Source organism: Marinobacterium maritimum, assembly GCF_039523155.1.
GTDB lineage: Bacteria > Pseudomonadota > Gammaproteobacteria > Pseudomonadales > Balneatricaceae > Marinobacterium > Marinobacterium maritimum.
This window is the reverse complement of record NZ_BAAAET010000003.1, coordinates 438,630-451,477: the sequence shown is the minus strand read 5'-3', so window position 1 is coordinate 451,477 and position 12,848 is coordinate 438,630. Positions and strand designations below refer to the sequence as shown.

Annotated in this window: 15 protein-coding genes; 12 read left to right on the top strand and 3 right to left on the bottom strand. The window is 61.1% G+C overall.

Going from position 1 to position 12,848, the window contains the following annotated elements:
* Positions 1-189: 189 nt before the first annotated feature.
* The 11 genes from ABD013_RS13145 (at position 190) to ribA (ending at position 8,832) form a co-directional block, all read left to right on the top strand.
* Entirely contained in the window at positions 190-612 is a 423-nt protein-coding gene (locus ABD013_RS13145; protein ID WP_343806600.1) for an Hsp20/alpha crystallin family protein, read from the top strand.
* Positions 613-945: 333 nt separating this feature from the next.
* A complete protein-coding gene (glyA, locus tag ABD013_RS13140) occupies positions 946-2,202 on the top strand; it encodes a serine hydroxymethyltransferase (protein ID WP_343806598.1) in 1,257 nt (418 codons plus the stop codon).
* 126 nt (positions 2,203-2,328) lie between these two features.
* On the top strand, positions 2,329-2,805 hold the full coding sequence (gene nrdR, locus ABD013_RS13135) for a transcriptional regulator NrdR (RefSeq protein WP_343806596.1): 477 nt from the start codon (positions 2,329-2,331) through the stop codon (positions 2,803-2,805).
* Position 2,806: 1 nt separating this feature from the next.
* Positions 2,807-3,952, top strand: a complete 1,146-nt coding sequence (ribD, locus tag ABD013_RS13130) for a bifunctional diaminohydroxyphosphoribosylaminopyrimidine deaminase/5-amino-6-(5-phosphoribosylamino)uracil reductase RibD (protein ID WP_343806594.1) — start codon at positions 2,807-2,809, stop codon at positions 3,950-3,952.
* Positions 3,952-4,623, top strand: coding sequence for a riboflavin synthase (locus ABD013_RS13125; RefSeq protein ID WP_343806592.1), 672 nt, complete (start codon positions 3,952-3,954; stop codon positions 4,621-4,623). Before ribD ends, ABD013_RS13125 begins: the two co-directional genes overlap by 1 nt.
* A gap of 17 nt (positions 4,624-4,640) precedes the next feature.
* Positions 4,641-5,759, top strand: coding sequence for a bifunctional 3,4-dihydroxy-2-butanone-4-phosphate synthase/GTP cyclohydrolase II (ribBA, locus tag ABD013_RS13120; RefSeq protein ID WP_343806590.1), 1,119 nt, complete (start codon positions 4,641-4,643; stop codon positions 5,757-5,759).
* 11 nt (positions 5,760-5,770) lie between these two features.
* Complete coding sequence (gene ribH / locus ABD013_RS13115) at positions 5,771-6,244, top strand: 6,7-dimethyl-8-ribityllumazine synthase (protein ID WP_343806588.1); 474 nt, start codon at positions 5,771-5,773, stop codon at positions 6,242-6,244.
* Positions 6,245-6,246: 2 nt separating this feature from the next.
* Positions 6,247-6,723, top strand: coding sequence for a transcription antitermination factor NusB (gene nusB, locus ABD013_RS13110; RefSeq protein ID WP_343806586.1), 477 nt, complete (start codon positions 6,247-6,249; stop codon positions 6,721-6,723).
* 18 nt (positions 6,724-6,741) lie between these two features.
* Positions 6,742-7,707, top strand: a complete 966-nt coding sequence (gene thiL, locus ABD013_RS13105) for a thiamine-phosphate kinase (RefSeq protein ID WP_343806584.1) — start codon at positions 6,742-6,744, stop codon at positions 7,705-7,707.
* Positions 7,704-8,180, top strand: a complete 477-nt coding sequence (locus tag ABD013_RS13100; RefSeq protein WP_343806582.1) for a phosphatidylglycerophosphatase A family protein — start codon at positions 7,704-7,706, stop codon at positions 8,178-8,180. The genes thiL and ABD013_RS13100 overlap by 4 nt, the downstream gene beginning before the upstream one ends.
* A 43-nt stretch (positions 8,181-8,223) precedes the next feature.
* On the top strand, positions 8,224-8,832 hold the full coding sequence (gene ribA, locus ABD013_RS13095; protein WP_343806580.1) for a GTP cyclohydrolase II: 609 nt from the start codon (positions 8,224-8,226) through the stop codon (positions 8,830-8,832).
* A gap of 144 nt (positions 8,833-8,976) precedes the next feature.
* On the opposite strand, the gene dxs is transcribed toward ribA, so the two are convergent.
* Genes dxs through ABD013_RS13080 form a run of 3 tightly spaced genes read right to left on the bottom strand, consistent with a single transcriptional unit; the run spans position 8,977 to position 11,904 of the window.
* The gene (dxs, locus tag ABD013_RS13090) at positions 8,977-10,761 is read right to left on the bottom strand and encodes a 1-deoxy-D-xylulose-5-phosphate synthase (protein WP_343806578.1); all 1,785 of its coding nucleotides are present in this window, start codon (positions 10,759-10,761) and stop codon (positions 8,977-8,979) included.
* Between the two features lies 1 nt (position 10,762).
* Entirely contained in the window at positions 10,763-11,659 is an 897-nt protein-coding gene (locus tag ABD013_RS13085; protein WP_343806576.1) for a polyprenyl synthetase family protein, read from the bottom strand.
* A complete protein-coding gene (locus ABD013_RS13080) occupies positions 11,656-11,904 on the bottom strand; it encodes an exodeoxyribonuclease VII small subunit (protein ID WP_343806574.1) in 249 nt (82 codons plus the stop codon). The genes ABD013_RS13085 and ABD013_RS13080 overlap by 4 nt, the downstream gene beginning before the upstream one ends.
* Before the next feature lie 181 nt (positions 11,905-12,085).
* Here ABD013_RS13080 and pomA point away from each other — a divergent pair, with 181 nt between their 5' ends.
* Positions 12,086-12,844 carry a flagellar motor protein PomA gene (pomA, locus tag ABD013_RS13075; protein ID WP_343806572.1) on the top strand — a complete coding sequence of 253 codons (759 nt, stop codon included), beginning with the start codon at positions 12,086-12,088 and terminating at the stop codon, positions 12,842-12,844.
* Positions 12,845-12,848: the final 4 nt, after the last annotated feature.

Genomic DNA, 12,848 nt, shown 5'->3' with positions numbered 1-12,848 from the left:
GGTTTTTCGAGGTCCCTTGGGGTTAAAAAACAGCCAGATTCTACCTCCGGCGCCGGGGGAAAGCCATTTGCTCTGGATCAGGGCGGAAAAATGGCAGGAGCGCGTGGCTCGGCCTACACTCATGACGACTGGTCACTCGGCCAGCAGTGTTTCTGGTCAATGATTCACCCAATATGGAGGGGAATTGTGATGAGTAAAAATCTGACCCGTTTCAACAGTCTGTTCGATGACACTTTTCTCAACGACTTCTTCCGCCCGCTGACAACGCGCTCCAACGGCGATCGGGTGCCGGCGATCGATGTGCATGAGACCGACACGGCCTACAAGGTCAATGTGGATATGCCGGGCGTGAAGAAGGAAGACATCCAGATCTCGCTTGATAACGGTGTGCTGACCGTGAAAGGCGAAACCCGCAAGGAAGACAAGGAAGAAAAGGATGGCAAGCTGATCCGGCAGGAGCGCCATGTGGGACACTTTATCCGCCAGCTGTCGGTGGGCTCCGACGTGGATGCCCAGGCGGTTAAGGCTGCTTTTGAGGACGGTGTGCTGGCGATTACGCTGCCGAAAAAGCCCGCTGAAGCGGAGCAGGGCGTTAATATCAGTATCGATTGAGCGACCCTTCGGCCAGGGACCGGCCTTTTACTTCTACAGGGTGAGGTGGTTGCTGGCAGCGTCAGAGGGGGTATGTCGCGGCCGGTCTAATACTTGGCTTTGCTGGGACTCGGTTGTGAGAGCCGCGCTTTGCGGGCGAAGCAACCGTCCAAGCTGCCGCGAGGTCTGCTTCTGCACCAAAATGAATCTTTTGCGTAATGGACTGACCCCTTTTCATGTGCCTTCCGTACGATTTTTAGACTATAATGCGCCTCTTTTTCAAGGCAGCTACAGGTCAGTCCGTCACTACCTGCACCAACTTTGCCGCTATTTTTGCAACTTCAGGGGACAGCAATGTTTAGCAAAGATATGTCTATCGCCAGTTATGATGCGGATCTGTGGTCTGCGATGCAGTCCGAAGCGACTCGTCAGGAAGAGCACATCGAACTGATCGCGTCTGAAAACTACACCAGCCCGCGCGTGATGGAAGCCCAGGGTTCTGTCCTGACCAACAAGTACGCCGAAGGCTATCCGCACAAGCGTTACTACGGTGGTTGCGAGTACGTCGACGTGGTTGAAGAGCTGGCGATCGAGCGTGCCAAGGAACTGTTCGGCGCTACTTACGCCAACGTCCAGCCACACTCCGGTTCCCAGGCCAATGCCGCTGTTTACATGGCACTGTGCCAGCCGGGCGATACTGTTCTGGGCATGAGTCTGGCGCACGGCGGTCACCTGACTCACGGTGCGGCTGTTTCCTTCTCCGGTCGTATCTACAAGGCCGTTCAGTACGGTCTGAACCCGGAAACCGGTGCTATCGACTACGACGAAGTTGAGCGTCTGGCGGTTGAGAACAAGCCGAAGATGATCGTGGCCGGCTTCTCTGCCTACTCCCAGATCGTTGACTGGGCGCGTTTCCGCGAGATCGCTGACAAGGTTGGCGCTTACCTGTTCGTCGACATGGCGCACATCGCCGGTCTGGTTGCGGCAGGCGTGTACCCGACTCCGCTGCCCTTCGCTGATGTGGTTACCACTACCACTCACAAGACCCTGGGTGGTCCGCGTGGCGGTCTGATCCTGTCTGCCAATGCGGATGAAGACCTGCAGAAGAAGCTGAACTTTGCGGTATTTCCGGAGTCTCAGGGCGGCCCGCTGATGCACGTTATCGCTGCAAAGGCTGTCTGCTTCAAGGAAGCGATGGAGCCGGAGTGGAAAGAGTACCAGGCCCAGGTCGTGAAGAACGCTCAGGCCATGGCCAAGGTGTTCCTGGATCGCGGCATCAACATCGTATCCGGTGGTACTGAAGACCACCTGTTCCTGGTTGACCTGATCAACAAGGACATCACCGGTAAGGATGCGGACGCTGCTCTGGGCCGCGCCAACATCACCGTGAACAAGAACTCCGTACCGAACGACCCGCGTTCTCCGTTCGTGACCTCTGGTCTGCGTATCGGTACTCCGGCCGTGACCCGTCGCGGCTTCAAGGAAGAGGAAGTGGCTCAGCTGGCGAACTGGATCTGCGATATCCTCGACGATATCGAGAACGACGAGATCATCGCTCGCGTCAAAGAGCAGGTTAAAGAGATCTGCGCTCGCTTCCCGGTTTACAAGTAAGCCGGTAGAATAGCCGGGGCGGCTGCGGCCGCCCTTTTTTTATCAGGGCTTTTGCCCAGGAATTTCCTTCGGGAGGTGTTCCTTCTGAGCCCGCTTCCGAAATACGCTCTTTAAGCTGAGGCATGCATGCACTGTCCGTTTTGTGGCACCCATGAGACCAAAGTAGTCGACTCCCGGCTGGTCGCCGAAGGCCAGCAGGTCCGGCGTCGACGTGAGTGCATCAGCTGCCATGAGCGTTTTACCACCTACGAAACTGCTGAACTGCTGATGCCGCGTGTGATCAAGAACGACGGCAGCCGTCAGCCCTTCGATGAGGACAAGTTGCGCGCCGGTATCCTGCGTGCGCTGGAAAAGCGTCCAGTCAGCATCGAAGAGATCGAAGCCTGTATCACCCGCATCAAGCAACGCCTGCGCGCCACCGGCGAACGTGAACTGCCGTCCAGAGAAGTGGGCGAAGCGGTGATGGCCGAGCTGCGCAAGCTTGATGAAGTGGCTTATGTGCGTTTTGCCTCGGTCTATCGCAGTTTCCAGGATATCAAGGAGTTCCGCGAGGAGATCGAGCGGCTTTCCAGTCCGAGCGGCGGTGAAGGGGAGGTCAAGTGACATGACGACCAGCTTCAGCGCTCAGGATCACCAATGGATGGCGCGTGCCATTCGTCTGGCCCGTCAGGGACTCTACACCACCGACCCCAACCCGCGTGTCGGCTGCGTTATCGTACGTGATGACCAGCTGGTGGGCGAAGGCGCTCACCTCAAGGCGGGTGAACCTCATGCCGAAGTGCATGCGTTGCGAGCCGCCGGTGATCATGCCTGCGGTGCTACCGCCTACGTAACCCTGGAACCCTGCAGCCATCACGGCAAAACGCCGCCGTGTGCCGAGGCGCTGGTCAAGGCCGGCGTGGCCCGGGTGATCTGTGCCATGCAGGACCCCAATCCACTGGTGGCGGGGCGTGGCCTGGCACGGTTGCAGGAGGCCGGTATCGAAACCGCTTCCGGGCTGCTGGAAAGCGAAGCGCGGGCACTGAACCCCGGCTTCATCAGCCGCATGGAGCGGGGGCGACCCTATACCCGGCTCAAGCTGGCGTCTAGTCTGGATGGGCGTACCGCCATGCAGAGCGGCGAGTCACAATGGATCACCGGTTCCGCCGCACGGGCGGATGTGCAGCGCCTGCGGGCGCGCAGTTCCGCCGTGCTGACCGGCGTGGACACGGTGTTGATCGACAACGCGTCGCTGACCGTGCGGGCCGCCGAGCTGGGCCTGCCGGATGAACAGGCGGCACTGGCGGCGGCAACTCAGCCGTTGCGCGTCGTGGTTGATAGCCAGTTGCGTCTGCCGGCGTCTACCGCCATGCTGAGCCTGCCGGGCAGTACGCTGGTGGCGACCAGCCGCGCCGACAATGAACCGAGCGCGATTGCGCTGAGCGCTACCGGTGCGCGGGTATTGTCGTTGCCGGGTGCGGATGGTCGTGTGAACCTTTCGGCCCTATTGCCCTGGCTGGCGGAACACGCCCAGTGTAACGAGCTGCTGATTGAATGCGGTGCGACACTGGCGGGTGCGGCGCTGCGTGCAGGACTGGTCGATGAACTGGTACTCTACATGGCGCCAACGCTGTTGGGCAGCTCGGCGCGGCCGCTGTTCAATCTGCCGCTGGAGCAGATGGTCCAGCAGTACCGCCTGCAACTAACTGATACGCGCCAGCTGGGTGATGACCTGCGTTTGACCCTGAGCTGCCACCAGGAAACTGACTGATGTTTACCGGAATCATTGAAGCTGTAGGCAGCATTGCCGACATCCGCCTGATCGGCGGTGACATGCGCCTCTATGTGCGCACCGGTGCGCTGGATCTGAGTGACGTTAAGCTCGGTGACAGTATCGCCACCAACGGCGTCTGCCTGACAGCAGTGGAGCTGCCGGGTGATGGTTTCATCGCCGATGTGTCGCTGGAGACACTGGCGCATACCCGGTTCGAATCATTGGCCGTTGGTGAAGCGGTCAACCTGGAAAAGGCGATGCGGGCCGATACCCGCTTCGGTGGTCATATCGTCACCGGCCACGTGGATGCTCTGGGTACGGTCGTCGCACGCGGTGACGATGCCCGTTCGGTACGGCTGAAAGTGCGCATGCCGGCGTCCATCCAGCGCTATGTGGCCGCCAAGGGCTCGATCACCGTGGATGGTGTCAGCCTGACGGTGAACGCCCTCGATGGCGACTGCCTTGAGCTCAATATCGTGCCGCATACGGCACAGGAAACCATTATCGACAGTTACACGGCCGGTCGTCAGGTGCACCTGGAAGTGGATATCATAGCCCGCTATCTGGAACGCCTGATGGGTGCAGCGCAGACTGAAGAGTCGACCGACGGCGATGCCGGCGGAGTGACTCTGGCGCTGCTGGCTAACCACGGATTCATGCGTCGCTGAGGCGGCGGGAGAGGATTATGCAGCTGAACACCACAGAAGAACTGATCGAAGATATCCGCCAGGGCAAGATGGTCATCCTGATGGATGACGAGGACCGCGAAAACGAAGGTGACCTGGTGATCGCCGCCCAGTGCGTGCGTCCCGAAGACATCAACTTCATGATCACCCACGCACGTGGCCTGGTCTGCCTGACCCTGACCCGCGAGCGTTGCGAACAGCTTAAGCTGCCGTTGATGGTGCAGAGCAACGGCGCCGCCTTTTCGACCAACTTTACCCTGTCGATCGAAGCGGCCAAGGGCGTGACCACCGGTATCTCGGCGGCTGACCGAGCCGTAACCGTGCACGCGGCGGTCAAGGCTGATGCGCTGCCCGAAGATATCGTTCAGCCGGGTCACATCTTCCCGCTGATGGCGCAGCCGGGTGGCGTACTCAGCCGTGCCGGTCATACCGAGGCGGGTTGTGACATGGCGCGCCTGGCCGGCTTCTCGCCGGCATCGGTGATCGTCGAGATCATCAATGAAGACGGCAGCATGGCGCGCCGTCCAGACCTGGAAAAGTTTGCCGCCAAGCATGGTATCAAGATCGGCACCATCGCCGACCTGATCCATTACCGTACTATGAACGAGCATACCGTTGAGCGTACCGACGAGGGTGTACTGCCGACCGAGTTTGGCGAGTTCCGCTATGTTAGCTACCGCGACGAGATTCAGGGCTGCACTCACCTGGCACTGGTGAAAGGCGATATTTCAGAGGATGACGCCACGCTGGTGCGTGTGCATGTACGTACCGAGGTCCTTCGCGACGTGGTCGGTGTTCGTCGAGGTCCTGAAGTGAAATGGACCATGCGACGTGCGCTGGAGCGTGTGGCCGACGAGGGCAAGGGCGTGGTGCTGCTGCTGGACAGTGGTCGCCGTGTTGACTTGGGTGAGGCCGTCGACAGCCTGCTCAACGCCAGTGAAAAACGTTCCAAGGTGAATGTCAGTGCCTCCGGTGCCTACCTGACCGTCGGCACGGGTTCACAGATTCTGCGTGATCTGGGTGTGCGCAAGATGCGCCTGCTCAGCTCGCCGATGAAATTCAACGCGATTTCCGGTTTTGATCTGGAAATCGAAGAGTACATCCCCTACGAGGATTGATGGACAAGCTTATGACAGTACAAGTTTTTGAAGGCGACTTCGTCAGCGCCAACGGCAAATACGCCATCGTGGTCGGCCGCTTCAACGCGTTCGTGGTTGAGAGCCTGCTGGACGGCGCCATCGACACCCTGACCCGTCACGGTGTGGATGAAGAAAACATTCGCGTGATCCGTGTGCCGGGCGCGTTCGAGATCCCGCTGGCGGTCAAGCGTGTCGCCCAGCAGAAGCAGGACGATGCGATCATCGCCCTGGGTGCCGTGATCCGTGGCGGCACGCCGCACTTCGAATACGTCTCCGCTGAGAGCTCCAAGGGCGTGGCCCAGGTCTCCATGGACTACGACGTACCGGTGGCCAACGGCATTCTGACCGTGAACTCCATCGAACAAGCCATTGAACGCTCCGGAACCAAGGCTGGTAACAAGGGCGCCGAAGCTGCACTGTCTGCACTGGAAATGGTCAGCCTGCTGCGTCAGCTTGAGGTCTGAGCATGAGCGACACCACTCCGCGTAAGAAGGGCAAGCCCAACCTGACCGAAAGGCGTCGCAACGCCCGCAGCTTCGCGCTGCAGGCGTTGTACCAGTGGTCTCTGGCCGGGCAGAGTGCCCACGAGATCGAAGCCCAGTTCCGTGTCGACAACGATATGGGCAACACTGATACGCAGCTGTTCTCCGAACTGCTGCGTGGTGTCATCAGTGGCACCCGTGATCTCGATGAGGCGTTCCGTCCCTTCCTGGACCGCCCGCTGGACGATCTGGACCCGGTGGAACTGAGCGTGCTGCGCATCGGTGCCTATGAACTGATCCACCGTCTGCAGGTGCCCTATCGCGTGGCGATCAACGAAAGCGTGGAACTGGCCAAGGTATTTGGTGCCACCGAGAGTCACAAGTACGTCAACGGTATTCTCGACAAGCTGGCCCAGCGGGTCCGTGCCGCCGAGATCCGTGAGCGCCGTTCCGGCAACTGAGCGCTGTAGCGGCTGGTTGTGGGCGAATTTGAGCTGATCCGCCGCTGCTTCATGCAGGCGCGGCAAGGCGCAGGCGTGGTGACCGGTATCGGTGATGACTGTGCCGTGCTGCAGGTGCCTGCAGGGCAGCAGCTGGTGGTGTCGATCGACACCCTGGTCGAGGGTACCCACTTTCTGCCCGGTACGCCGCCAGCGGAGGTGGCGACCCGTCTACTGGGGGCCGCGGTCAGCGATCTTGCGGCGGCCGCTGCCACGCCGGCCTGGTTGACGCTTGCGTTGACCCTGCCCCGTGGCGATGCCGACTGGGTCGAGCCTTTTGCTGCGGCACTGGCGGAGCGTGCCTGCGAACTGGGCATCAGTCTGGTCGGTGGTGATACCACTCGCGGTGCCACACTGACGCTCAGTGCCCAGGTACATGGCTTTGTCCCTGCGGGGCAGGCGTTGTTGCGCAGTGGCGCTCAGGTGGGGGATCGGGTGCTGGTGTCTGGTACGCTGGGCGACAGTCGTGGCGGTCTGGAAACCCTGCTGCAGCCGCGGCCGGTTGATGCCGATGTGCGTTACCTGCAGCAGCGCTTTCACCGCCCCGAGCCCCGCGTCATGCTGGCACAGCGACTGCGCCCCCTTGTTCATGCCGGACTGGATATCTCCGATGGCCTGCTGGCCGACCTGAATCACCTGCTGGAAGCATCAGGTGTCGGGGCCGAGGTCGAACGGGATCGTGTGCCCTGTTCGGCAGCACTGCGTCGGCTTTATCCACAGGACGCCGCCGACTGGGCGTTGTCCGGGGGCGAAGATTTCGAACTTTGCCTCAGTGTTGCGGCCGAACAGGTAACGGCCTGTCTTGCCGAGGCGGATCGGCTGGGGATCAGGCTGACGGAAGTCGGCCGGATTACTGCCGAGCCAGGACTGCGTGTGCTGGATGGCTCTGGCCAACTGATCGAAGGGTTGGCGCGGGGCTATGATCATTTCAAGGAGTCCACATGAACAAGGCACCGGCATCGGTCTGGCGCAACCCCGTTCATTTTCTGGCCTTTGGCCTGGGCAGCGGTGCGGCACCCAAGGCGCCGGGCACTTTCGGCACCCTGGCGGCGGTGCCGCTCTGGTACCTGATGGCGCAAGCCAGCCTGCCGGTATACCTGCTGCTGACGCTGGCCGCCTTTGTGATCGGAATCTGGCTCTGTGGTCGTACATCACGCGATCTGGGTGTCCATGACCACGGCGGTATCGTCTGGGACGAGTTTGTCGGGTACTGGATTACCATGATTGCGGTACCGGTGGACTGGATCTGGGCGCTGCTCGGTTTTATCCTGTTCCGCCTGTTCGATATCTGGAAACCCTGGCCGATCCGACCGGTCGACCGTCGTGTCCATGGCGGGCTGGGAATCATGCTTGATGACGTACTGGCCGGTGCATTCGCTGCGTTGGTACTTCAGGGGCTGCTCTGGTTCTGGGGATAACCCGCCAGGCGCCCGGGAAACGAATACTGATAGAGGATACAAGGTGTCAGTACAGTATGTAGCCGATTCGCGGCTTCCGACCCCCTGGGGGGTCTTTACCATGGTGGGCTTCGAAGACCCCGCCACCGGCAAGGAGCACGTCGCGCTGGTGTTCGGTGAAGTAGCCGGTGATGAGCCGGTACTGGCCCGCATCCATTCCGAGTGTCTGACCGGTGATGCGCTGTTCAGCCTGCGCTGTGACTGCGGTTTTCAGCTGCAGGAAGCGCTCAAGCGGATCGCCGAAGAGGGTAAGGGTGTATTGCTTTACCTGCGTCAGGAAGGGCGTGGCATCGGCCTGCTGAACAAGATCAAGGCCTACCATCTGCAGGATGGTGGTGCCGATACCGTTGAAGCTAATGAGCGTCTCGGCTTTGCCGCCGACATGCGCGACTACAGCATGTGCGAGCCGATGCTGGAGCATCTGGGTATCAACGCGGTGAAGTTGATGACCAACAACCCGCGCAAGGTGGCGGCACTGGAGAAATACGGTGTCAATGTGGCCGAGCGGGTACCGTTGCAGGTAGGCAAGAACCGCCACAACGAAGACTATCTGCAGACCAAGATGGGCAAGCTCGGACACATGATGACCGAGCACCACTTCAAGGATGAATAACTAGCTGCGTTGCTGCTGCGGCGTTGAAAATGGCCTCAAAATGCTCATTTATAACGCATAAACTCCGCTTTTTCGGCCATTTTCGCCCGGGCGGCGATCCGCTTGCATCAGCTGCCTCGCTTACGTTATTCACAGCCCAGGCGGTCAATATCCCAGCCGCTGCCGGATCGAGGCTTCGATGCCGGCAGCATCCAGCCCGCATTCGGCCAGCTGTTCGCTGCGGCTGGCATGGGCGATCCAGCGATCCGGAATGCCCAGCATCAGCACCGGCGTCGTCAGGCCTGCGCTTTGCAGGTACTCCACCACCGCCGAGCCGGCGCCCCCCTGTACCGCATGATCCTCAAGTGTGACCAGCAACTCATGGCTGGCAGCCATCTGCTTGATCACGTTTTCATCCAGCGGTTTTACGAAGCGCATGTCGACCAGCGTGTAATCATTAGCCTCGGCAACCTGCTGGGCAGCATCCAGTAACGGGCCGAAGTTAAGCAGCGCCACTTGTTGCCCCTGGCGCAGCGTCCGGCTTTTTCCCAGTACCAGCGGTGTCTGCTGGCCCGCCCGGGGCAAGGCGGCACTGCCGCGCGGGTAACGTACCGCCGCCGGCCCGGCATGTTCGTAGCCCAGCGTCAGCATCGTTTCCAGCTCCGCTTCATCGGCGGGGGTCATCAACACCATATCGGGCAGACAGCGCAGGAAGGCCAGGTCGAAACAGCCCGCATGGGTAGCGCCGTCCTCACCGACCAGCCCGGCGCGATCGACGGCCAGCAGCACATCAAGCCGCTGGGTGGCGATGTCGTGGACCACCTGGTCATAGGCGCGTTGCAGGAAGGTTGAGTAGATCGCCAGCACCGGTTTCATGCCGCGACAGGCGAACCCGGCGGCCAGCGTAGCAGCATGCTGCTCGGCGATGGCGACATCGAAGTAGCGTTCCGGGAACTGCTCGGAGAAGGCGACCAGATCGGAACCTTCGCGCATCGCCGGGGTAATGCCGATCAGGCGGTTATCCACAGCCGCGCGGTCACAGAGCCAGCGGCCGAAGACGTTGCAGTATTTGGGGCGTTTGGGGGTAGCGGCTGAGGGTGTTTTGCTGGGTGGCTCCAGCTTGGTCAGTGCGTGGTAGCCGACCGGGTCCGCTTCCGCCGGCGCAAAGCCCTTGCCCTTGCGGGTGATGACGTGCAGCAGTCGTGGCCCCTTCTGGGCCAGTGCCTGCTCCAGCGCCGGCAACAGCAGGCTGAAGTTGTGACCGTCCACCGGACCTGTGTAGCTCAGTTCCAGCGCCTTGAACAGCTCAGCGGTGACCGGGCTATCGCTGTTGTCTTTCAGGTTGCGGGCCAGGTAGCTGGCCAGGCCGCCCTCGTTTCGCGAGATCGACATGTCGTTGTCATTCAGGACAACCAGCAGGTTGGCGCCCGTGTGGGCGGCATGGTGCAGTGCCTCGAACGCCATGCCGGCGGTCATGGCGCCATCGCCGATCACGGCCACGGTGTGGCGGTCGTGCCCCTGCAGTCGTTGCGCCAGCGCCATGCCCAGCGCTGCCGAGATGGAAGTGCTGGAATGGCCGGTGCCGAAGGTGTCGAACGGGCTTTCGCTGCGCTTGGGGAAGGGCGACAGGCCATCCTTCTGGCGCATGCTCAGCATCTGCTCGCGGCGACCGGTCAGTATCTTGTGTGGATAACTCTGATGGCCTACGTCCCAGACCAGGTCCTCATCGGGTGTCTGCAGCAGGTAATGCAGGGCAATGGTCAACTCGATCACGCCGAGGCCGGCGCCGAAATGGCCGCCGGTCTGACCCACCGAGTAGAGCAGGAAGGCACGCAGCTCCCGCGCCAGCTGCGGCAGCTGAGAGCGTGAGAGGGTACGCAGGTCCTGGGGAGTATCGATCTGGTCCAGCAATGGCGTTGCCGGGCGTGCAGTTGGAATCTGGTGAAACATCTCAGTGATCGCGGTTTACGATGTAATCGGTCAGCGCGATCAGGTCATCGGCTGCCGGGCCGAAGCCGCGCAGGGTGGCGACGGCCTCGTCATGCAGCTGGTGCAGGCGCTCTCGGGCACCTTCCAGGCCCAGCAGGGCCGGATAGGTGGGCTTGTTCTGCGCCAGGTCGGACCCTTGAGGCTTGCCCAGCGTGGCGGTGTCGCCTTCGATATCGAGCAGGTCGTCCTGAATCTGGAAAGCGAGGCCGATCAGGTCGCCATAGCGACGCAGTGGCTCAAGCTTGTCGGCACCGGCCTCACCGGCGGACAGTACGCCCAGTTCAACGGCGGCGGTGATCAGCGCACCGGTCTTGCAGGCGTGCATCGCCTGCAGTTGTTCCAGAGTCAGCCGCTTGTCCACATGGGACAGGTCAAACGCCTGGCCAGCGACCATGCCGCGCTCGCCACTGGCGCGGGCGAGGAGGTTGAGCATGCGCAGCTGCAGGGCGGCGGAAACCCCCTCACAGGGTTCGCTGAGGTGTTCGAAGGCCAGGCACTGGAGCGCATCACCGGCCAGGATGGCGCTGGCTTCGTCAAAGGCAATATGGCAGGTGGGCTGGCCGCGGCGCAGGTCGTCATCGTCCATGGCCGGCAGGTCGTCGTGTACCAGCGAGTAGCTGTGGATGCATTCGATGGCGACGGCGGCCCGATCGGTCAGCGTGTTGGCGTCGTCACCGCTGCAGAGTTTGTGGCTCAGGTAGACCAGTGCCGGGCGCAGGCGCTTGCCGCCATTGAGCAGGCCGTGACGCATGGTCTGCTGCAGCCGGGGTTCCAGGCTCAGCTCGGTGGTGACCAGCTGATCAAGCTGTTGTTCGACCCGTTGACGGTAGTGCTGCAACAGCTGCGCAAGGTTGCTCATGTCAAGGGGTCTCCCTGTTCGGGGAAGTCGCTGGCGTGGATTTCGCCGTCCTGCTCGGTCAGCAGTTGCACCTTCTGTTCGGCCTGCTGCAGGATGGTTTGGCAGTCGCGGGTCAGGCGAATGCCCTGCTCGAACGCCTTGAGCGCTTCTTCGATCGGCAGGTCGCCCTGCTCGAGCTGTTCGACCAGTCCTTCCAGTTGTTGCAGCGACTGTTCAAAGTCGGGAGTCTTGGGTTTGGATGCCATGGCGGTTCACTGTCCTCTATAGGCCGCTCACGTTAACCAACCCTGTGAGGAGGGTCAATCCGCAGCGGGAAAAAGCCGGTAAATGGGATGAACACCTGTTCCATTCTGGTATCATCGTGGCTGGCGGAGCCCTCGCTTTGGCGCGTCAATTGGGTCGGAATTATCTATTCAGGAGCGATCAGTGGATCTGGCTACCCTCGTTGGTCTTATCGGGGCCTTTGGTATCATCATCGCGGCGATGGTCCTGGGCGGCGATATCGGTATTTTCGTCAACCCTCCCTCTATTTTGATCGTCCTCGGCGGTACCTTGCTGGTAGTGCTGATGAAGTTCACCCTGGGACAGTTCCTGGCAGCCGGTAAGGTGATGGCCAAGGCGTTCATGTTCAAATCGGTCAACCCGGAAGACATCATTGCCGAAACCGTCGATCTGGCCGATGCGGCGCGTAAGGGTGGTCTGCTGTCGCTGGAGGATAAGCAGGTGTCGTCTGACTTTATGCAGCGTGGCATCCAGCTGCTGGTGGACGGACATGACCCGGAAGTGGTCAAGCAGCTGCTGAAAAAGGAGGCAGCCCTGACCTATGACCGTCACGATTTCGGCACCAAAATCTTCAAGGCGATGGGTGATGTGGCGCCGGCGATGGGGATGATCGGTACGCTGGTTGGTCTGGTGCAGATGCTGTCCAACATGTCCGACCCCAAATCGATCGGTCCGGCAATGGCGGTAGCCCTGCTGACGACCCTGTACGGCGCCATGATCGCCAACATGTTTGCGCTGCCGGTGGCTGACAAGCTGGAAGTACGTCGTGACGAGGAAGCGCTCAACCAGGCGCTGGTGATTGACGGCCTGCTGGCGATTCAGGCGGGCCAGAACCCTCGTGTGATCGACCAGATGCTGCGCAGCTACCTGCCTGAAGGTAAACGTGCCGTTGCTGAAAGCTGAGGGA